Origin of the sequence: Qipengyuania rhodophyticola (assembly GCF_042493225.1) — a bacterium.
Taxonomy (GTDB): domain Bacteria; phylum Pseudomonadota; class Alphaproteobacteria; order Sphingomonadales; family Sphingomonadaceae; genus Erythrobacter.
Genome location: NZ_CP170454.1, coordinates 1,805,112 through 1,825,949, shown reverse-complemented (window position 1 = coordinate 1,825,949; position 20,838 = coordinate 1,805,112). Strand labels below are relative to the sequence as shown.

The window sequence follows — 20,838 nt, the reverse complement described above, 5'->3', positions numbered from 1 at the left end:
AAGAGAAGAACGCAAGACGAGCTGCCAGAAGGACACTCAAGGACTGACAAACAATCCCTTGAGGAGCCCGCATCATGAATACCAACGCAGCCACAAATGCTCTGACGACAGAGACCACACTGCTCGAAAAGATTGGCGAGCATATGATGAATGCGCTCTATTTTGACCTCAGTCGTTATGTCATCGCAGCAGGCGTGCTGACCGTTCTATTGTTTGTGTTCAAACGGTGGGCTGACAATCGCCGTATCCAGCCGCGTCACGCGACGCGCAGTGACTACATCCGCGAAGTCCTATCCTCGATCAGAACGGTGATAATCTTCGGACTGACCACGATCAGCACATTGTTGCTGCGCGAATACGGGATCATCGAATTGAAACTGGAGGCGGCGCCGCTCGCTCTGGTCGCATTTCAGTTTGTAGTGATTGTGGTGGCGCATGATGCGTACTTTTATTGGATGCACCGCGCGCTTCATCACAAGCGGCTCTTCCGAGCGACCCACCTACATCATCATAAATCCCGCACGCCAACGCCGTGGACCGCATATAGCTTCGCATGGTGGGAAGCCTTCACCGAGGCTGCATTCATGCCGCTCTTTCTGCTCGCGACCAGCATGCTGGGCTATGCCTATGCAGGCTTCGCGGTGTTCCTCTTTCTGTGGCACATGATTATCCGCAATGTGATGGCACATGCTGGTGTCGAATTATTCCCCAAAGGCTGGGTCGACACACCATGGCTCGACTGGATCAGCACCACGACCCATCACGATCTGCACCATACAGAAGGCAAATATAATTACGGCTTCTACTTCACCTTCTGGGACCGCTGGATGGGCACTGAGCATCCTGAGTACAAAGCGCGGTTTCGCGCAGTGGCCAAGCCGTTCCGGATTAAGCCAAAGCTCGCGGAGAAATTCGCAGTGTTTGCCATGGCCCTGTTCGCAGCGAGCGTTGTCTTACCTGGTTGGATTGTCGCAGCTGAGAGTGGTCTCACCTGATTACTGGCCACAACTAACGACCGCGTCATGTCTTGACGCTGCAACAAGGACGCACAAAAAGGGGTGCTGGACAGATGGCGTTCGGCACCCCATTTCATTGGGTAAACAACTTAAGGGAATGTATGAAGCGACTTGGACTCTTGCGCCACGCCAAATCCGATTGGGGTGAGAGTGACAAGCGTGACTTTGATCGTGGGCTCAATGATCGTGGGCGGCGCGGCTCTAAAGTAATCGGTGATCATATCCGCAAGCATGGCGTCAAATGGGACAAGGTCATTGCCAGCCCGGCGGAGCGTGTGAAGCGCACCCTAGAGAACGGTTTGCCGGAACTTGAGGTTGAATGGGACAAGCGGCTGTATCTCGCCTCCACTGACACCATTCTCGATGTACTGCGCGAATGCGACGATGGGGCGGAGGCCGTGCTGATCGTGGGGCACAATCCGGGCCTTGGTGACATGGTGCTGGAGATGGTCGCGCCACTCAATGAAAACGATGCATTTGACGAGGCACGGGTAAAGTTTCCGACCGCAGCCTATGCCGTTTTTGATCTGGAGATCGATAGTTGGGCTGAGCTAAGAACCGGAACTGCCACCTTAACGCATTTCAAGCGACCTCGCGATCTGGATAGCGGGCTCGGTCCAGAATACTAGGCCTGCAGAATCCGCGGCCCCGGCCCTTCATCCGCTGCTTCATCCATCGGGTTATAAAGCGCGCACTTCTTAAGGCTCAGGCAACCGCAGCCAATACAGCCGTCCAAATTGTCGCGCATCCGCTCTAGCTGAGCGATCTGACCGTCCAGCTCATTCCGGATCATCTTGCTAATTTTTGCCCAGTCGCGCGCATTGGGCGTACGGTTTTCAGGCAGGCTGGAAAGCGCTTCCTCAATCTCGCCCAATGACAGCCCCAATTGCTGCGAGATCAAGATAAAGCTCAGCCGGCGAATGTCGGAACGCGGGAAGCGGCGCTGATTGCCCTCGGTTCGCCAGGCTTCCACCAGTCCCTTCTCTTCATAGAAACGGATGGCTGAGACGCTAAGCCCAGTGCGACGGGCCAGCTCTCCAATCGGCAGAAGGTCATCGGCTTTCATGATTCGCACCTTTAGAGAAAATACTGCTTGATCTCAAGTTAGCTTGAGGTTGCATACATGTGTTCGACTGATTCGCCGCCACATCAAAACGATGTGGCACATGACAGGAGAACACGAATGCCAAAAGGTCAAATCGAACACGCCAATCTATCGGTCACGGACCCCGATCGCATTGCCAGATTATTCAAGGAATTGCTGAGTTGGGAAGAGCGCTGGCGCGGCCCTAGCCAGAAATATGGCTGGAGCCTGCATGTTGGCGATCCTGAGAATGGCGCGACTTATCTCGCGCTCTACACCGGCGATCACGTCAAAGGTAAATATGACAAGGGGCAGCCTCTCAATCATGTGGGTCTGCTCGTTGATGATCTTAGCGCAGCGGAGAAGGTGGTCGCTCAGCACGGCCTCAAGCCCTTTGGACACGATGACTACGATCCGGGCGAACGTTTCTACTTCTTCGATTGGGACGGTATCGAGTTTGAGGTTGTGAGCTATGCGGGCGGCGCATCAGGAGAAGGTCAATGAACGAGCCAATCCTGCGCGAGCCAATGTTTGCTCCAAAGCCGCGCCGTCTTGCCAAGCGAGGTAAATCTGAGCCACAGAAGGCAAAACCGCTAAATGGAGACACCCCAACATGCGCTCACTCACGGCCACTTGCGCCCTTGCCCTCTCGCTGACCGGCCTCTGCGCAACCCCGCTCTCGGCACAAACTGTTATTGTGAAGGCCGACCGCATGCTGGATGTCGAAAGCGGACGATATGTCGAAAACCCTGTCATCGTGATTGTCGATGGCAAGGTGCAAAGCGTGGACGCGAATGCGGTAATCGTTCCCGAGACGGTTGGCGAGAAAAGAGAAGTCATCGACCTTAGCGGGCATACCGTATTGCCCGGACTTATCGACATGCACGTCCATCTTGATGGTCGGCCTGAATATGGCGGCTATTCCTCATTGCGCTTCACTGACCGATTTTGGACAATCATTGCAGCTGCTAATGCCAAAAAAATGCTAGATGTTGGCTTCACAACGGTGCGCAATTTGGGCGCCTCGCATTACAATGTGGTTGGACTCGATCAGGCAATTGATGAAGGCTGGATTGATGGCCCGCGCATCATCAACGCGGCGCATGCACTGGGCGCTACGGGCGGTCATTGCGATGAAACATTCCTGCCGCCCAGCTTTGGAGCCGTCAGTCCAGCTGTCGGTGACAGCCCGGACGAACTGCGCAAACGTGTCCGTGAGCAGCGCAAATATGGCGCAGAAGTCATTAAGGCCTGTGCGACCGGAGGAGTATTCAGCCGAAACACCGCGCCGGGTATTCAGCAACTCACCCTGGAGGAACTGACGGCAATCGCTGAAGAAGCCCATTTCTGGGGCCTCAAAGCAGCCGCTCACGCGCATGGCACAGAAGGGATCAAGGCCGCGATCCTCGCTGGATTCGATACGATCGAGCATGCGAGCTTTGCTGATGATGAAGGAATTCGTCTGGCCAAAGAGCGCGGGACCTTCTTCTCCATGGATATCTTCAATACCGAGTACACGCTCAGCCAGGGCGAGGCGAACGGCGTGCTGGAGGAGAACCTTGAGAAAGAGCGCCAAGTCTCCAAGGCTCAGCGCGACAATTTTACCAAGGCCTATCGTGCCGGCGTGCGCATGGTCTTTGCGAGCGACGCAGGCGTGATGCCGCATGAGCAAGTCGGCGGGCAATTTGCGGTTATGGTAGAGCTTGGAATGAGCCCGATTGACGCAATCCGCGCGGCGACCAGCAATGCCGCCGAAGCATTAGGTCAAGAAGGCGAAGTGGGAACTATTGAGCCTGGCGCATGGGCCGATTTCATCGCCGTTGATGGAGATCCACTGGCCGATGTCAGCGAACTTGCCGATGTGGACGCGGTCATCAAAGGCGGCAAACGGGTGAAGTAAGCCTGCGCCGCGCCCAAGCTAAGCGTTGCCAACCACAAAACAGGCCGCCGCCACCAAAGCTCCGGTCAGCCGGTTAGCACGGAACCTTTCCAGCGGATTGTCCGGATTATCGGGATCCAGCGTGGCGACTTGCCACGCGAGATGCACCGCTGCCGGTATCAGTGCTAGCAGCGCCAGCCAGTCTTCGCGATAAAGCCAAAATGCGAGCGCCCATAGCGTGATCGCAGCCGCGTAGAACAGCGTCACACCCGCCTTCACCTTGCCGCCCATGCGCAGCGCAGAGGAGCGGATCCCCACCATTGCGTCATCCTCGCGGTCCTGCAGCGCATAGATGGTGTCAAAACCGATCACCCAGAGCGCCGCGCCTGCATACATCGCCGCCAGCGCATCCCAACTATAGGCCCAATCACCGGGCCGCAAATGCGTCCATCCAACGAGCAGCCCCCAAGTAAAGACCATACCCAGCCACGCTTGCGGCCACCAGGTTATCCGCTTCATAAAAGGATATGCAGCAACGAGCACTATGCTCCCCAGCGCAACCATTTGCGCCATCGGGCGAAGCTGCAAAAGCACCATAAGCCCCACCAAACACAAGGCGATGAGCCAGCCCCAAGCGAGCTTTTTCGATATGCGGCCGCTCGCCACCGGACGTGATGCAGTGCGCGCGACCCGCGCGTCCAGCTTCGCATCGACAATATCGTTATAGACGCAGCCGGCACCACGCATCGCAATGCTACCGAGGAGTAGCCAACCGAGCAGCGCGAGCTGCCAGCCTGCACCCGCCAGCCACACGCCCCAAACGCACGGCCAAAACAGCAGCCACCAGCCAATCGGCCGGTCAAACCGCGCGAGCTGCGCCAAATCACGGGGCAGCTGCGGCAGACTCGCTACCAGCCCGCGATGCTGCGTGTCAGGGACGATCTGCTCAGTCATTCTTCCGCTACCCGCCATCCATGCCAGCACAGCGCAATCATGATGGTGTTGCCAGCAAAGTCGAGCAAGCCGATCTCCGTCAGTACCGGCACCACAAAATAGAAGTAGTAATTGAAGGCGAAGAACGGCAGCAGCACGATACCATATGCGAGAAACGTCAGCCGTGTGAACCGCGCTGTGAACGCGACCAGCGCAAACAGACACGCCTGCGCCCCGAAGCAAGCCATTGCGAAGGTCGCGAGGTAATCATCGCTCTGAAATTCTGGTCGAATAGCAAGCTCAATCACTGAACCGGGGAACAGCAAGGCCCACCCTCCGAGCACGGCAAAAACCGCTCCGATCAGATATTGCGTTACGCGTGCAGTCATTAAGCCCCTCTAGCGAGCTTGCGCGCGCTAGTCTAACAGCCCGGATCATGTCTTCACCACCCGCCAACCCCAAGACACCCGCATGGCCGCCGAAGAGTGCGCCGCGCCTGTTTGTTGAGCAAGAGCTAAGCTTAGGCACGCATGTCCACATCGAAGGCACACAGGCGCATTATCTCGGCAAAGTCATGCGCGTGAGCGAGCAAGGCACTGTGATCCTATGCGACAATCTAACTGGCGAATGGGCTTGCTTGGTGACCGAGATCTCCAAGCGGAGTATCACTTTGACCGCTCACGAGAGGCTTCGCGAACGCGAAGATGTGCCGGACTTTTGGCTGTGCCCCGCGCTGCTCAAAAAAGACCGTTTCGATATGGTGCTTGAGAAAGCAAGCGAATTGGGTGCCCGCGCAATTCGCCCGGTTGTGACCCGCCGCTGCGTCGCGGACAAGCTCAATTTGGTGCGGGCAAAAACGATAACGATTGAGGCAGCGGAACAATGCGCGCGCACTGCCCTGCCCGAGCTCCATGAGCCGCAGAAACTCGACGCATTCATGCGTGACTGGCCAAAGGACCGCGTACTGTATTTTGCCGATGAGGTCCGCAATGCAGCCCCGGCCGCGAGTGCTTTCGCCTCGCACATGGGACCCGCAGCACTCTTGATCGGTCCCGAAGGTGGGTTTGACGATGCCGAGCGCACCGCCATCCGAGCCCATCCACAAGCGCAACCTATTTCGCTCGGTCCCCGCATTTTGCGCGGTGAAACAGCGGCAATTGCGGCTATGGCGATATGGATGGCGCAGGCGGGCGACTGGAACGAACGCGAGTTCGCAAAATAATGGCTAGCGCGCGGCTATTGCGTTGCCTAATGCAACCCAGATGAGCACGCGCGAAACCTCTGGATCAGACGATCCGATCATCGAGAGCCGCGACCAATTGGTTGCCCCCATGCAGGCTGGCGAGAAGCCCAAAGCGGATTGGCGCATCGGCACTGAGCATGAAAAGCTGGTCTATTGCACCAAGAGTTTCAAAGCGCCGTCTTACGTGGAGAATTGCGGCATTCGCGATCTTTTGATGGCGCTAACCGAGTTCGGGTGGGAGCCGGTTGAGGAAAACGGCCACGTCATCGCTATGCGCTCGGATGATATGGGAACGGTTAGCCTTGAACCGGCTGGACAGCTCGAATTGTCAGGCGCCCCGCTCGAAAACCTGCATCAGACCTGCAATGAAACGGGCCGTCATCTCGATCAGGTAAAGGCCATTGGCGAGCGCTGCGGTGTAGGCTTTCTGGGGCTAGGCATGTGGCCCGACAAGACCCGCGCGGAGCTGCCCGTAATGCCCAAAGGTCGCTATGAAATCATGATGCGCCACATGCCGCGGGTGGGCAATCTGGGCCTCGATATGATGCTGCGCACTTGCACCATTCAGGTCAATCTGGACTATTCATCAGAAGCTGACATGGCGAAGAAGTTCCGCGTTGGCCTCGCGCTGCAACCATTGGCCACCGCGCTGTTTGCCAACTCACCTTTCACCGAGGGCAAGCCTAATGGCTATCTCTCCTATCGCAGTCACATTTGGTCTGATACCGACCCGCACCGCACAGGCATGCTGCCCTTCGTGTTTGAGGATGGCTTTGGCTATGAGCGCTGGACCGATTATATGCTCGATGTGCCAATGTATTTCGTGTTCCGAGACGGGAAATATATCGATGCGGCGGGTCAGAGCTTCCGCGATTTTTTGAAAGGCGAACTGCCCGCTTTACCCGGCGAGAAGCCGCGCGAAGCCGATTGGTGGGATCATCTCTCGACCGCCTTTCCCGAAGTGCGCCTCAAGAGCTTTCTTGAAATGCGCGGCGCCGATGGCGGCCCGTGGAGCCGGATTTGCGCCTTGCCCGCATTTTGGGTCGGCTTGCTCTATGATCAAACCGCGCTCGATGCGGCGTGGGATTTGGTCAAGGATTGGACTATGGAAGAGCGTGAGGCACTGCGTAATGCGGTACCAAAATTAGCGCTCGATGCGCCTATTCCTGGCGGTGGAACCCTGCGCGATATCGCCAAGGATGTACTGAACATCGCGCGAGGCGGCCTGGCTGCGCGCGGGCGCCTTGGCCAAAGCGGCGACAATGAAACCGGCTTCCTTGAGACGCTGGATGAGATCGTCGCGAGTGGTAAAGTCCCGGCCCAGCGCCTGCTCGACCTCTATCATGGCGATTGGAATGGCGACATTACCCGCGCTTATGAGCATAGTTTCTAATCAGGAGATGCCGCTATGATACTCGTTACAGGAACTGTTCGTTTGCCTGAAGGCGGTTTTGACAAGCTCCTGCCAGCGGCCAAGATCATGATGACCGAAACACGCCAAGAAGATGGCTGCGTTACTTATGCCTATGCTCGCGACCTCAATGATCCAGACTTGATGCATGTGAGCGAAACATGGCGTGATCGGGAGGCACTGACTGCGCATTTCGAGACGCCGCATATGAAGGTTTGGCGCGCGGCAATTGCTGAAGTTGGTTTGATCAGCCGCGATCTGAAGGCATATTCTGCGGATGAGGGTGAGCCGATTTAAGGTGCCTTAAGTTGACTTCAACAGGCGAATTCGGCCGCACTTTTGTCACCCTTTGTATCGCTTTGTCGCAGCTACCTTCCTGTAAATTCAAAATTAATCTGCCCGGCTCAATTCCCGTGACACGTTAGTGGACGAAGGGGAAGTGGCGTGCGAAATTCGATCATCAGGCAGATGCGTAAACCTGGTGTAGTGACTTTGGTTCTGCTGTCACTCGCAGCATGTGGCGGCGGCGATAGCAACTCTGCGAACAGTCCAGTTACGGCTAATCCTGTGACCACCACCCCACCTGCAACGGATCCTGTGACGACACAAACCGCAAACGAGATCGTTCAGCGTTTCCTTCAGGTCGATCTCGATGAACTCGACAATTACGCCAACCCTGCACTGCCCGCCTATTATCACGACACGGTAGCTGCGATCGACAATACGCCCAATAATGATCCAGTTGACGATGCGATTGCGACTCTAGGAAGAGTGTTGTTTTACGACACCTCGCTGAGTGTGAATGACACCATATCCTGCGCTTCATGCCATCAACAATCTGTTGGCTTCGATGATGATGAGCGACTTTCGACTGGCTTTGCAGGTGGGCAGACGCCCGCGCATGCAATGCGACTGGCCAATCTACGCTATTTCGAAGGCGAGGATATGTTCTGGGATCGCAGAGCTGCCAGCGTCGAAGATCAGGCGACCCTACCCATACTCGATCCAGTGGAAATGGGTTGGCAGGATAATGGCGGATTTTCTGCTCTTGTCACCAAGATGGAAAGCTTGGAATACTACCCGGCATTGTTCGGGTTTGCATTCGGCGATGAGGCGATCACGCAGGACCGGATGGAGCGTGCTTTAGCGCATTTCCAGCGAGCGATGATCAGTTCTGATAGCCGTTGGGACCGCGCCTATGCTCAGGTCTTTGCGCCAGGAGCCCCAAATCGTGCGCTCAATGAAGCTTTGCCAGCCTTCAGCGCCAGCGAGCAACGCGGGCGGGAGCTCTTCATGAGCAACCTCAACAATGGCGGCGCTGGCTGCGCTCGCTGTCATCGCCCTCCCACATACGCTCTTGATGGCAATAGCCGATCCAATGGGCTTGATGCCGGTGAGACGACGATTTTCAAATCACCGTCGCTCAAGAGTGTCGGACGCTCGCAGTTCTTTATGCATGATGGCCGGTTCGAAAGCCTGCTGCAAGTGGTCGAGCACTATGATAGCGGCATTCAAAACGGGCCAGCGCTGGACAACCGACTGCGCGATGGCAACCAGCCCCTGCGGCTCAATCTCAGCGCTGATGATCGCCAAGCACTGGTCGATTTCATGCTGGCCCTGAGTGATGAAACGCTGGAAAGCGATACTAAGTTTAGCGATCCCTTTATCCGCTAAGACTACAGACTATGTTTGAGAAAACAATAACATAAGCCGTTTACCCAATCGATCGAGCGGCGCCGTGATAACCCCGTTCTCTTCCATCCACGCGTGATATTCGCGATATTTGGGATCTTCCGCGAGGAGATGCGCCTCCTCAGTCTTGGCTCGCCAATAGTAGATCGCATTAACGCAGAGCAGCGCAAAAACATTGCGCACCGCGTCAGCCATTGAGTCTGAGGTGACCAGAAACGGCATCACCGAGCACCACCAAAAGATGTTCTTTGACAGATAGGCTGGGTGCCGCGTGTATTTGAACGGTCCATGCGTAATCACACCGCGATAGGTCAGGTTGGAGAAACGCATGCCGAAAACGACCGTCGCGGCGGCATAGATAGCGGTTAGCAGCACCAGCCATGCCGCCCAACCCCACAGCAAAATCTCATTGCCGGCCAGCCAATATGTCCAATCGCGCGTCTGATTTTCATAGCCCAGCACCATTCCATTGCCGATGATGCCCCAGACTAGCGGCGGATAGCAGATCATCGCGGCAACCCACCCGCCCAAAAAGGGATTCCCGCTCCGGATATGCGCATCAAGCGGGCGGTTCGTGAGCACATAGCCGACAGTTCCGATTTGCACGTCGATCACAAATAGGAGTTCGATCAGCAGTATGCCGACAATCGCTGGATTGTTGAGGATGGTTTGCAGATCAGCGTTGACCACATAGGCGAAACCAGCCGGCACAATCGAGAGCATAAAGGCAGTGAAAAAGCCCTTGATAATCCAGCTGCGCCAGTGCTTTTTAACCTCGTCCCACTCCCAACCCTCTTGCCGCAATAGCAACGCACCAAAGTGCCAGCTATGGTCGCGCGGGTTCACCATCACACCATCAATCCAGCGAACATAAGGGATTGATAGCAGCGCGGCCGGAATGATCGCATAGCCAATGACGGTCAGCGCGAAGCCATAGCCACCCTGCCAGTACCAGCGGCCCATTACATACAGCCCGCCGATGACCGCCCATGTCACCCACAGGCCGATTATCTTGGTCCGAGTAGTCTGGCTATCGCGGCTGCGCGTCTTGCGAAGTGACCAATCAAGCCCGGTTGAGGCGCGCAAATGCACTTTGTCGACAAAGACTGACCAGATGACCATGGGTAAGGCCGACATGACGAGGCCAAATAGCGCGGCCTTTGGTCCCGACAGCCGAATATGCACGCCGGGGACGCCCACAGCACCCGCGATCTCAGGCCAATATCGGCAAAAGGCTATCCAGCTCAAGAGACCCGCAAGGCCCAATATTCCGACCATCGACGAAACATCGCTCGCCGGCAGTCGGGTAGGCGTCTGACCGGGCCTTACCTCGGATGCTGATGGTGATGCGGGCGCGCTCATGCTTTGCCAGCTATCACAGGTTACCGGTAAGCAGTAATTCGCCCGCTATCATCGAGAACATACAATGTGTTGTTCGCCACGATTGGCGCGAGTGAAACACGCTGTTTCAGATCTGCAAAGCTAGATGCAGAGCCTTCGCCTGTGCTCACTCGCCACATGTCGCCTTCTGAATTGGCGAGCCATAGCGAATTACCCGCAAGTACTGGCCCGACCCAGAAGATCTCGCCCTCGCGGTCTTTCTCGTCCTTCCAGCGAGGGAGCTGCGTTAGCCAGCGCACTTTGCCGGTAGACCGCGCAATTGCGAGCAGCCGAGCGTCATCTGTCAGCGTGAATATCCACTCACCAGCAATCGCGGGGGTCGAAATGCCCGCCAGGTTAAGCTCCCAAATACGCTGTCCCGTGACCAGCTCGTATGCTGCCATGCGTCCGCCTTGACCCAGGGCATAAACGCGGCCGCTATCAATAATCGGGTCTGCGTCAATGTCGGTAAGCGAGCCGACTTGCGTCGAAATGCTTGTGCGCGAGAGAGCGTCTGTCCACAGCGTCCGCCCGTTTTCATAACGATATGCGGCAAGTTCGCCTGAGCTATAGCCTGCAATGACAGTGCCCTGCCCAACTGCCGGGGCCGCGACGCCAAAAACGCCCGCCTGCGTTGAGGAGCCCGATTCCTGCCACTGGACATCACCTGAATTGGCATCAAGCGCGATGATCAGATTATCCTGCGACATCACGAAAACTGTGCCAACGGCGATTGTTGGCGAACCGCGAAGTGGGCCAGCTGGCTTGACCTTCCAAACCTCTGCGCCGGTTTCCGCGTCCAGCGCGCGTACTTCGCCCGCGCCATTGGTCGCGTAGACGCGGCCATTGTCAAAACTAACACCGCCGCCGAAGGTCGCATCGCGCATTTCGCGCTCGACATCAGAGGCGGCCGACCAAGCCTTTGTGCCCGTTGCTGCATCAAACGCGTGGACTGTTCCCTCACTATCGACAGCGAAGAGCTTGCCCGCGCCCACAACTGGCGCAGCGCCAAGGCGAACGCGATTAGTCGCGCCCGCAATATTCGCAGTCCAAGCCGGGGTCGGCGTAGATCCAAGCGCTAGGTGCCCATAAGCTTTGCTAGCGGTCCCGCCTGCTTGCGCCCAGTTTGGATTAGCCGCAGCAGGCGGCAAAACCACACTAACACCGGCGAGCGCTGGGTCGACCTGAGCGCCGCTTTCAATGCGCGACAAGATCGGCTCGCGATTGCCAATAGTAGGCGTTTCTTTGTCGCCGTCACCGCCACCAAACAGGCCCCCGCCCGCGCATGCGCCAAGGCTCAGCAGCAAAGCACCGCCTAAAACGGCCCGTTTCACTCGTGTCATTGCGTTATTCCTTACGAGGCCTGTCATCGGCTCAACCCCTCAAATTTTTCGCGAATTTGCATGGCTTTAGCGATTATTCGCCGCCTTGCGCAGCTGGCGTATCGCCCTCAGTCACACCCTGCTCTTCTAAAAGAGCATCAACATCTTCAATGGCATCAACGCCGAGCAGACTGGCCATTTGCCGTGCGCGCGATTTCAGGCTTTCGGGCGTGCTCTCTTCCTTGGCAATCTGCGCAAACAAAGCGCCCGCCTCATCGTTGTTGCCTTGCTCCAGATAGGCCATCGCTACCAGCTCTCCAGCGCTACCAAAAAATGGGTTACCCGGTGCAGCCAGTGGCTTGAGCTTGGCGACCACATCAGCAGGGTCCATGGTGTCAAAACCTGCGGCAACCTCGCGAATGCGCGCCAAATCGCGCAGTTCGGCAGGTGCTTTTTCATTGTCCGCAAGCTCCGCAAACGCAGCCACAGCCTCGTCAGTGCGCCCCTCTTGCGATGCGATACCTGCACGCAGCATTTGTGCGTTCGCCGATGCAGCGCCCTTGTCTTCACCCGCCAGCGTTTCAAGCTGATCAAAGCCAGTTTGCAAATTGCCCGCATTCACTTGATCAAGAGCGCCGACCAAAGTCTCGCTATCTACTTCGCGGGCGCCGTCTTGCTGATTTTGCCAAAACAAAAAACCGCCAAATGCCGCGAGCAATAAGACAATAGCTGCGACGGTTTGCTTCCCGTAATTATCAGCGAAACTCTGCAGATCGCCTTGGCGAACGGCCTCATCCACCTCGCGCAGCAGCGCCTCTTCTTCGGCCGCTTTGCGGCGCGCGGCAGCCTCTTCTCGTTCGGCGGCGGTCGGGATGGTGGGTTCTTTAGCCACTGGCGGCAAAATTCCTCTGAACAATAGTCCGTATTAGTCGACGGCAAGGTCTTTAGTGTCGGCGTGGATCAAGGGCAATGGGGTGCCTGTTTTAATGCCAAGCCTGTCCCCGCCCGCCTGTCTTAAACAGGGTGAACCACGCATGAAAGGCCATCTGCGCGGATAAGCGCCGCGCGAGTCTATCGCCCTGACCGATCCAGCGCGCTGGAATAGAGCCGCAGATAGGTCTTGGCCATCATGGTTGCGTCGTACTTAGCTTGCGCCTCTTTCTGATTGGCCTTGCCGATCATGCCGCGTAGTCCCTCGTCAAAGGCAAGCGCGGCTAGCGCATCGGCTAATGTCTCGTCATATGCGAAGGGCGCAAGGAAATCAGCGTTATCCTGGCTCAGCACAGAATCAGCTGAGGCTATCGCGACGGGCAAACCGGCCGCCATCGCCTCGACCAATGCCGTAGTGGAGGCTGCATCGTTGCGCTTGCCACCAGCCGCATCTGCGAAGATATCGAACAAGCTCAATATCTTGCATATCTCGTCCACCTCGCCCGGCAAATGCACGCGGTGATTGATCTGCTGGGCGTCAGCCTCAGCCATCACCTCTGCGCGCCCAGACACATCGCCGACCAGCACCAAGTGCCAATTGTCGGGCAGCGCGGCGACCGCGCGGACCAGTGCGGCCAAATGTGCACTATCCGCATCGCTTGCCATCGCGCCAACCCAATGCTCGCCGGGGCGTTTAAGCAAGCGCGGCAAAGCATCGGCTTTCGCCTTCTTCGCATAGGCTTTGGTGTCGACACCCGGATCAATCCGCTTGACCCGGCCAATCGGTTGCTCCCACTCGACCAGCGCAATCTCTTCCAAGGCCTCATTGGGCACTACCAGCCCCGAAGCTTTGCCAAATGCGATCTTGCGATACCAGTTTCGGCGCTTCTTCCGGCGCGCGCGCTCGTCTTCGCAAAACCCATCTTCGTGGTGAACAAGAGGCGGCAGGCCGTGCACCTCACCAAACAGCGTATGCGCCATCACCGCATCCATCGCGCCCCAGCCATAAGTCAGGATGAGGTCATAGCCCTGCATTGCGCGGGCCAGTTTTTGCAGTCGGCCCGGGGTTGGCATGCCCGATAGCGCAGGGAAACCGGTCAGCATACTAGCCTTTGCTGTGCGTTTAATGTTCTGCGCAGCGCTGCTCTGAACGGCGTCAGCCGAAACAAGCGAATGCTCAAACTTTGCGCCAAATGAATTGATCAGTTGGACGCACCGCGCCGCGGCGATCCCTTCGCCAAATTCAGAGTGAATATGTAGGAGGCTCGGTTTTGCCTTGCCGCTACTCATGCAATGTCCGCCAACAACGCATCAATCGCATCGCGAACCACTGGCTCATCCAACGTTGGAGCATGACCAATCTGGGGCACCGTTACAGCTTTGGCGGCAGGAACCCGGCGTTGCATCTCAGCAAAGGTTTCTGCCGAAAACAGACCCGAGAGCTCACCTCGCACAAGCAATAAGGGCCTGCCGCTAAGCGCCTCAAAAGCGGGCCATAAGTCTGGCGGGACAGCGGCCGCGTCAGCTTGCAAAATGGGCTCAGCGATTTTCATATCGTAATCGAACGAGATGCGGCCATTGCTGTGCAGCGCCATGCCGCGCTTGGCCATGGTCAACCAATCATCTAGCTCAAACTGAGGGAAATTGGCGGCGTGCAATTCCTGCAAGCTGCGCGCCGCGTGCATCCATGTGGGGAAGCTGCGCGCCTGCCCGACGTAGGACTTAATCGCATCGAGCCCGCCCGTCTCAATAACCGGGCCAATGTCGTTCATTACCACCCCGGCAAGTCGATCTGGAGCGAGCGAGGCCAAGACCATGGTCATAAGCCCGCCCATAGATGTGCCCACAGAGACAAACCGCGCAATGCCTTGGGCTTCGAGCAGCGCTATAAGATCGCCAACATAAGTCGGCACTGCATAAGTAGCACTATCCCCAGCATATTCGCTCTTACCGCGCCCGCGCACATCGGGCGCCAGTACGCGCCAGCCCGCCGCGCTGATATGCTCGGCAAGATCCTCAAAATCGCGGCCATTGCGAGTGAGACCATGCAGGCAAATGACCGGTGGGCGCGCCGCATCGACGTTGGGCCCGCGCGCAGGGTAGTCTCGGAAATGTAGAGTGAGACCATCGGCGCTTTGCCAGGTCTGATTGGTATAATACTTTGTCATAGAGGCTCTTGCGCAGATAACGTTTGGCCCCCACTATCGCGGCATGCGTTCAGAACCGCAAGCCACCAGCTACCGCGCTGACACGCCTATTTCCGATCTCGCAGAGTGGCTAGGCGATCCTGTTACGGCCGCAAATTTCCCGAAAACCGAGCTACGGTTTCGCAACGACAGATGGGCGCGCGCCGTGGGGCTGGATCACCTTAGCGATGCGCAATGGACCAAGCACTTCGGGCGTTTTGAGCCCTTGCCAGACAACCTGCCGCAGCCTCTCGCGCTGCGGTATCACGGGCATCAGTTCCGCAATTACAACCCTGATCTCGGCGATGGGCGCGGGTTTCTTTTTGCTCAGCTGCGCGATTCCGATGACCGCCTCCTCGATCTGGGCACCAAAGGTTCTGGGCAGACGCCATGGTCGCGGCGCGGCGATGGGCGGCTCACGCTGAAAGGCGCGGTGCGGGAAGTACTGGCAACCGAGTGGCTGGAGGCGCTGGGTGTCTACACCTCCAAGACATTTAGTATCGTTGAGACGGGCGAGGAGCTGGAGCGGGATGATGAGCCATCACCGGCCCGTTCCGCCGTTCTTACCCGGCTCAGCCATGGCCATATCCGCATTGGCTCATTTCAGCGCCTGCTGGCCTATGAGCAAGCAGAAGAAATGGCGCAGCTGGTCGACTATTGCCTTTCGCAGTTTCCCGGACCGCCTCCGCCGGAAGATGCGCCGGGCCGCGATGAACCAGCCGTCATACTCATGCATCAGGTCGTCGAGCGCCTCGCTGACCAGGCCGCGGCAATGATGGTTGCCGGGTTTGTGCACGGCGTCCTCAACACCGACAATATGAACATTACCGGCGAGTGCTTTGACTATGGCCCATGGCGCTTTTTGCCGCGCTGGGACCCGAGTTTCACCGCGGCTTATTTCGACCACGCAGGGCTTTATGCCTTTGGCCGCCAACCAGAAGCGCTCCATTGGAATTGCGGACAATTGGCGGTGGCCTTGCGTTTGCTTGCTGATGCGCCGCCGCTGATCGCTGCGCTAGAACGGTTTGGGCAGCTCTATATGGAAGCAGTCGGGCGCCGCTGGTGCTGGCGCTTGGGTTTGGAGCCGCGCGGGCTGGACGCGGACATGAGCCTCGTCGGCGCATGCGAGGAGGCTATGCGCGAAAGCGGCGCAGTGCCCGATCGCTTCTTCCACCGGCACCGCGGGGGGCGCAGCGTTACTGGTGCGCTGGCGAAGGCTTTTAGCGGCTATGATTCGCACACTGAACCGCACTCTTATTGGGAGCAAGGCGAGGTCTTCAGCCTGCTTGTTGATGATGTTGAGGCCATCTGGGAAGGCATCGACCGACACAATGACTGGACAGGCTTCAACTCAGCTATTGAAAAGGTACGCAAAATTGCAGGGGCACATGGCGAGGCGCTCTTGCCGTTCGGTCATCTGACCGATAGGGGATAATCAACAGTGTAACTATCCTTCGGATCCCTTCGTGTCAGAAGCAGAAATCGTATCATTTGAGCCAGCCACCGGCGCAGAAATGTGGCGTGCCTCTATCAATGATGTGGACGAAGCCGTCGCCAAAGCACGGGAGGCTTTTCCTGGCTGGGCTAATGAGCCGCTGGCGCGCAGGATCGAGCTGCTGCGCCGCTTCGCAAATGAAGTGCGCAAAGTGGCCGATGACTTTGCCAATCTAATCGCGCGCGAAACCGGCAAGCCCTTGTGGGAGGCGCGCACCGAAGTTGATGCGGTGGTCAATAAGGTCGAGATTTCGGTTACAGCCTTCGCTGAACGCACCGGACAGAAAAAGCTCAACAGCGGGCTGCAAGGCACCGCTGCCGTGCGCCACAAGCCGCATGGCGTAATGGCCGTCCTAGGCCCCTATAATTTCCCTGCACACTTGCCGAACGGACACATTGTCCCTGCGCTGATCGCTGGCAACACAGTCGTCTTCAAAGCGAGCGAGAAGACCCCAGCTGTAGGCGAGATGCTGGTCAAATGCCTGCATGCGGGCGGCATTCCCGAAGATGTAATTCAATTCGTTGTCGGCGGAGCTGATCAGGGCAAGGCGCTCGTCGAACATGCTCAAGTTGACGGGGTCCTGTTCACCGGCTCTGCCCGCGCAGGCATCGCCATCAATCGCAAGCTTGCGGCGAACCCCAGCAAGATTGTCGCGCTGGAAATGGGTGGCAATAATCCACTGGTGGTCACTGACACGCCAAAGATTGAAGATGCCGCCGTCACGATCATCCAATCCGCTTTTACGACTGCCGGGCAACGCTGCACTGCGGCGCGGCGTTTGGTCGTGGTTGAAAGCATGTATGACGAGATTGTTGAGACGGTTGCGACACTTTCAAAACGCCTGATCGTCGGCGAACCGATGGCGGAACCACAGCCATTTATGGGCTGCGTCATCGACAATCCAACCGCCGATCTTCTTTGTGAAAGCTATGTCGCACTAATGAGCCGCGGCGGCCGCCCGATCGCGCATTTACGCCGCCCTGATGCCGAAAAGCCATTTCTCTCGCCCTCGATCATCGATACGAGCGAGATGGATGATCGGCCCGATATCGAGTTGTTCGGCCCGATCCTGCAAGTGATTAAAGTGCCAGACCTTGATGCTGCGATTACCGAGGCGAATAACACGCGCTATGGCTTGTCAGCATCACTCATTGGCGGTTCGCCAAGCGACTATCAAAAGTTCTGGAACGAAGTTCGCGCTGGGATTATCAATTGGAACAGGCCGACCAATGGAGCCTCATCGGCTGCGCCATTTGGCGGCATTGGGCTCTCCGGCAATCATCGGCCAGCCGCCTTTTATGCCGCTGATTATTGCGCCTATCCGGTGGCCAGTACTGAGCTGGAACAACCGCGCGCTACGCTTGGCATCGGCCTGAAGGACGCTTAAGTTACGCACGTGGCCGGACAGTTTAGCTTGGCATGGCGCCGCGCAAATGAAGACGCCCTCCCCGCATGCGAGATGCAAGAAAGGCGCCTTCCGCGGTCTGGTGTGTACCGCGCTTCAGCCATAGGTGGGTACGGCCGAAATCGAGTATTGAGTTAGCGGCAGCGAGAGTTCTTGCGATCAATCGACCGGCCTAGAATTGCACCGCCGGCCGCTCCAAGGATTGCGCCAAGCGTGCGGTCACCATTGCGGCCGGCAACTTCGCGGCCCAGCAAGGCGCCTGCTGCGCCGCCAATCAGCAGCCCAGTGGTTCCGTTCTTGCGCTTGCAATAATACCGTCCGTCACGGCCGCGCCAAACGCGGGTGTCGCGATATACGCGCTCTCCGCGATACCTGCGCTTGCCGCGATACTCATAGTCATCGTCATCGTAATAACCGTAATTATCGTCGCCGTAGCCGCGATGGCGATGCTTGCGATAGCGCTTATGCTCATAGGTCAGATCGCCAAAGCTCGGCGTGTCGGCGAATCCAAGCACGGATACACTAGGCACCTCTTGCGGCGCGATCTCAATCGCTGCGGCAGGCGTCGCGGTGGCGAGACCGGCAGTGGTTATGGCAATGGTCAGAGCAGGGCCGGTTGATTTGATAAGCGTTTGCATTGGTCTTTCCTCCTCGTCGAACACGCTTGGGGATCAGGGTGTTTCAGCGTTGTCGAGAGGCCAGATGAAGGTTGGGGAAGTTGGGGGCCAATTCCATCCGACTCTCGATTTGTTCATGAATAAGGCCGTTAACCTGAACAGACTGCAACCGCAGTGTCAGATTTTAAATTTGCGATAAAGTGAGTTAAATCGGCCGATGAAATGAGCGCTTGCGCGGCCGCAGTCCCAGTTCTAGCGCCAACACTCATGAAAAATTCCGACCAATTGCCGGATGCGCCAATCGAGCCTCGACTCCAAGGCAAGACCGAATCGGAACAAGCCTCCGGCCTGCCACAAGCACTGGGCGCTTATCTCATCTGGGGCCTGCTGCCGCTTTACCTGTTATTAGTCAGCACAGTCCACCCGATGGAGTTCGTGGCTTGGCGCATCGTCTGGACCGTTCCAATATGTCTAGTGATCATCGCGGCACGCGAGCAATGGCCCGAGCTCAAAGTGGCGCTCTCCAACCGTAAAACTCTGGGCTGGCTGTTCGTCAGTGCATCGCTCATTGGCTTCAATTGGATCGTCTATGTCTGGGCGATCCAGACTGACAGGGTCTATGCCGCTAGCCTGGGTTATTACATTAATCCCCTGCTCAATGTCCTACTCGGCACGGTCTTTTTGAAAGAAACGCTGACCCGCAATCAATGGATCGCTGTGGGGCTAGCAGCATTCGGGGTGGCCTTGCTCGCGGCAGGCGCGATTACCACGCTTTGGGTCAGCCTGAGCCTCGCCTTCTCTTTTGCGCTGTACGGCTTGGTGCGCAAGCAAGTGGCCGTTGGCGCGGTGCCCGGCCTAACTATAGAGGCCATGCTGCTGATCGTGCCGTCCATCATCATAGCTGCCTATTTCGCAGCGACGCAGGGTTCGGCTTTCTTTGTCTCACCGCAATTGAGCATAGCAATTGTCGCCGGAGGAGTTCTCACTGCCGTGCCTCTGTTACTGTTTGCGGTTGCCGCGCGTCGGATGGATTACTCGAAGCTCGGGTTCATCCAATTCCTGGCGCCCAGCATCGTCTTTATCCTAGGACTGACGGTCTTCAAGGAGCCGCTACAACCTGTGCAGCTTGCCTGCTTCGCTTGCATTTGGAGCGCCGCAGCTCTGTTTGCTTGGGATTTGCTTAAGCGCTCCCGCAAAAGCGCCAACTAAGCGTTTGGCCCGCGTGGAAGGGGACGATTTCAGCCACCCCGCCATCGATTTCGGCAGGAACTTCGACCGGTGCGCGTTCCAGTGTGACCCTGTCTTCGTTCATCGGCAGCCCGTAAAAGCACGGTCCGTTTTCAGAAGCAAAGCTCTCAAAATGTTCGATTGCGCCTTCTTCTTCGAAGACAGCGAGATAGCTTTCGAGCGCGAAGGGCGCGTTGAAAATCCCCGCGCAACCACAAGCGCTTTCCTTGTCATGGCGATGATGCGGCGCGCTGTCTGTTCCGAGGAAATATTTCGCTGAGCCAGAGGTTGCGGCTTTGCGCAGTACCAATCGATGTTCCTCACGCTTGGCAACGGGTAAGCAGTAATTATGCGGACGCATCCCGCCCACCAGCATGTCATTGCGGTTGATGTGGAGATGTTGAGGCGTGATGGTCGCTGCGATATTGGCACCGGCTCTATCGACAAAATCCACCGCCTGTGCGGTCGTGATATGTTCAAAAATGACCTTGAGGTCCGGCAAGCGTGCAACAAGCGGTTCAAGAATTCGCTCAATAAACTCAGCCTCGCGGTCGAAAATATCGATGTGGCTTTCAGTCACCTCGCCATGCACGCAGAGCGGCATGCCAATCTCAGCCATGCGTTCCAGCACCGGCATGATATGCGCGATATCCGTCACCCCGCTATCGGAATTGGTGGTCGCGCCCGCCGGGTAGAGCTTGGCCGCGGTGAGTACGCCGTCCCTATGCCCCTGCGCCAAATCATCCGCATCACTTGTGTCCGTGAGGTAAGCGGTCATCAGCGGAGTGAATGCGATACTTTCAGGGACAGCGGCCATAATCCGCTCGCGATAGGCAGCGGCTAGAGCTGTTGTGGTCACCGGCGGGGTAAGATTGGGCATCACGATCGCTCGCGCGAACTGCCGCGCAGTGTGCCTCACCACGGCCTGCATGGTCTCGCCATCGCGGAAATGCAGATGCCAATCGTCAGGGCGGCGGATGGTGATTGAGGTGGGAGTATTAGCGCTCGGTCCAGTCAT

Annotated in this window: 21 protein-coding genes; 11 read left to right on the top strand and 10 right to left on the bottom strand. The window is 57.3% G+C overall.

The window, feature by feature from the left end; genetic code table 11:
• Positions 1-74: 74 nt before the first annotated feature.
• Entirely contained in the window at positions 75-995 is a 921-nt protein-coding gene (locus ACFCXQ_RS08675) for a sterol desaturase family protein (RefSeq protein ID WP_379549739.1), read from the top strand.
• 122 nt (positions 996-1,117) lie between these two features.
• Complete coding sequence (locus ACFCXQ_RS08670) at positions 1,118-1,645, top strand: SixA phosphatase family protein (RefSeq protein WP_379549737.1); 528 nt, start codon at positions 1,118-1,120, stop codon at positions 1,643-1,645.
• Here ACFCXQ_RS08670 and soxR read toward each other — a convergent pair.
• Positions 1,642-2,082, bottom strand: a complete 441-nt coding sequence (soxR, locus tag ACFCXQ_RS08665) for a redox-sensitive transcriptional activator SoxR (protein ID WP_379549735.1) — start codon at positions 2,080-2,082, stop codon at positions 1,642-1,644. The two genes, ACFCXQ_RS08670 and soxR, sit on opposite strands and share 4 nt — an antisense overlap.
• 117 nt (positions 2,083-2,199) lie before the next feature.
• On the opposite strand from soxR, the gene ACFCXQ_RS08660 reads away from it, so the two are divergent.
• Positions 2,200-2,604, top strand: a complete 405-nt coding sequence (locus ACFCXQ_RS08660; RefSeq protein WP_379549733.1) for a VOC family protein — start codon at positions 2,200-2,202, stop codon at positions 2,602-2,604.
• Positions 2,605-2,713: 109 nt separating this feature from the next.
• Complete coding sequence (locus ACFCXQ_RS08655) at positions 2,714-4,000, top strand: metal-dependent hydrolase family protein (RefSeq protein WP_379549732.1); 1,287 nt, start codon at positions 2,714-2,716, stop codon at positions 3,998-4,000.
• Between the two features lie 18 nt (positions 4,001-4,018).
• Here ACFCXQ_RS08655 and ubiA read toward each other — a convergent pair whose 3' ends face one another.
• Together ubiA and ACFCXQ_RS08645 are read right to left on the bottom strand one after the other, a co-directional pair.
• On the bottom strand, positions 4,019-4,933 hold the full coding sequence (gene ubiA, locus ACFCXQ_RS08650) for a 4-hydroxybenzoate octaprenyltransferase (RefSeq protein WP_379549730.1): 915 nt from the start codon (positions 4,931-4,933) through the stop codon (positions 4,019-4,021).
• Positions 4,930-5,301, bottom strand: a complete 372-nt coding sequence (locus ACFCXQ_RS08645) for a hypothetical protein (protein ID WP_379549728.1) — start codon at positions 5,299-5,301, stop codon at positions 4,930-4,932. The genes ubiA and ACFCXQ_RS08645 overlap by 4 nt, the downstream gene beginning before the upstream one ends.
• Before the next feature lie 47 nt (positions 5,302-5,348).
• On the opposite strand from ACFCXQ_RS08645, the gene ACFCXQ_RS08640 reads away from it, so the two are divergent.
• The 4 genes from ACFCXQ_RS08640 (at position 5,349) to ACFCXQ_RS08625 (ending at position 9,240) form a co-directional block, all read left to right on the top strand.
• Positions 5,349-6,134, top strand: coding sequence for a 16S rRNA (uracil(1498)-N(3))-methyltransferase (locus ACFCXQ_RS08640; protein WP_379549726.1), 786 nt, complete (start codon positions 5,349-5,351; stop codon positions 6,132-6,134).
• A gap of 40 nt (positions 6,135-6,174) precedes the next feature.
• The gene (locus tag ACFCXQ_RS08635) at positions 6,175-7,548 is read left to right on the top strand and encodes a glutamate--cysteine ligase (protein WP_379549724.1); all 1,374 of its coding nucleotides are present in this window, start codon (positions 6,175-6,177) and stop codon (positions 7,546-7,548) included.
• 15 nt (positions 7,549-7,563) lie between these two features.
• On the top strand, positions 7,564-7,863 hold the full coding sequence (locus ACFCXQ_RS08630; RefSeq protein ID WP_379549722.1) for a putative quinol monooxygenase: 300 nt from the start codon (positions 7,564-7,566) through the stop codon (positions 7,861-7,863).
• 147 nt (positions 7,864-8,010) lie between these two features.
• Entirely contained in the window at positions 8,011-9,240 is a 1,230-nt protein-coding gene (locus ACFCXQ_RS08625; RefSeq protein WP_379549720.1) for a cytochrome-c peroxidase, read from the top strand.
• A 9-nt stretch (positions 9,241-9,249) separates the two neighbouring features.
• Here ACFCXQ_RS08625 and ACFCXQ_RS08620 read toward each other — a convergent pair whose 3' ends face one another.
• The 5 genes from ACFCXQ_RS08620 to ACFCXQ_RS08600 form a co-directional block, all read right to left on the bottom strand.
• Positions 9,250-10,620, bottom strand: coding sequence for a methyltransferase family protein (locus ACFCXQ_RS08620; protein ID WP_379549718.1), 1,371 nt, complete (start codon positions 10,618-10,620; stop codon positions 9,250-9,252).
• 20 nt (positions 10,621-10,640) lie between these two features.
• Entirely contained in the window at positions 10,641-11,981 is a 1,341-nt protein-coding gene (locus ACFCXQ_RS08615) for a PQQ-like beta-propeller repeat protein (RefSeq protein ID WP_379549716.1), read from the bottom strand.
• Between the two features lie 73 nt (positions 11,982-12,054).
• Positions 12,055-12,852 carry a tetratricopeptide repeat protein gene (locus tag ACFCXQ_RS08610; protein ID WP_379549714.1) on the bottom strand — a complete coding sequence of 266 codons (798 nt, stop codon included), beginning with the start codon at positions 12,850-12,852 and terminating at the stop codon, positions 12,055-12,057.
• 179 nt (positions 12,853-13,031) lie between these two features.
• The gene (locus ACFCXQ_RS08605; protein ID WP_379549712.1) at positions 13,032-14,180 is read right to left on the bottom strand and encodes a glycosyltransferase; all 1,149 of its coding nucleotides are present in this window, start codon (positions 14,178-14,180) and stop codon (positions 13,032-13,034) included.
• A complete protein-coding gene (locus ACFCXQ_RS08600) occupies positions 14,177-15,058 on the bottom strand; it encodes an alpha/beta fold hydrolase (RefSeq protein WP_379549710.1) in 882 nt (293 codons plus the stop codon). Before ACFCXQ_RS08600 ends, ACFCXQ_RS08605 begins: the two co-directional genes overlap by 4 nt.
• A gap of 43 nt (positions 15,059-15,101) precedes the next feature.
• Between ACFCXQ_RS08600 and ACFCXQ_RS08595 the strand changes: the two genes are divergently transcribed.
• Both ACFCXQ_RS08595 and astD read left to right on the top strand, forming a co-directional pair.
• Positions 15,102-16,511, top strand: coding sequence for a protein adenylyltransferase SelO family protein (locus ACFCXQ_RS08595; RefSeq protein WP_379549708.1), 1,410 nt, complete (start codon positions 15,102-15,104; stop codon positions 16,509-16,511).
• Positions 16,512-16,542: 31 nt separating this feature from the next.
• Positions 16,543-17,958: a succinylglutamate-semialdehyde dehydrogenase gene (astD, locus tag ACFCXQ_RS08590; protein WP_379549706.1), complete on the top strand. Its 1,416-nt coding sequence runs from the start codon at positions 16,543-16,545 to the stop codon at positions 17,956-17,958.
• Positions 17,959-18,110: 152 nt separating this feature from the next.
• Here astD and ACFCXQ_RS08585 read toward each other — a convergent pair whose 3' ends face one another.
• Positions 18,111-18,614: a glycine zipper 2TM domain-containing protein gene (locus ACFCXQ_RS08585; protein ID WP_379549704.1), complete on the bottom strand. Its 504-nt coding sequence runs from the start codon at positions 18,612-18,614 to the stop codon at positions 18,111-18,113.
• Positions 18,615-18,860: 246 nt separating this feature from the next.
• On the opposite strand from ACFCXQ_RS08585, the gene rarD reads away from it, so the two are divergent.
• Positions 18,861-19,802, top strand: a complete 942-nt coding sequence (rarD, locus tag ACFCXQ_RS08580) for an EamA family transporter RarD (RefSeq protein WP_379549702.1) — start codon at positions 18,861-18,863, stop codon at positions 19,800-19,802.
• Here rarD and pyrC read toward each other — a convergent pair.
• Positions 19,774-20,838, bottom strand: a complete 1,065-nt coding sequence (gene pyrC / locus ACFCXQ_RS08575) for a dihydroorotase (RefSeq protein ID WP_379549700.1) — start codon at positions 20,836-20,838, stop codon at positions 19,774-19,776. The genes rarD and pyrC overlap by 29 nt on opposite strands.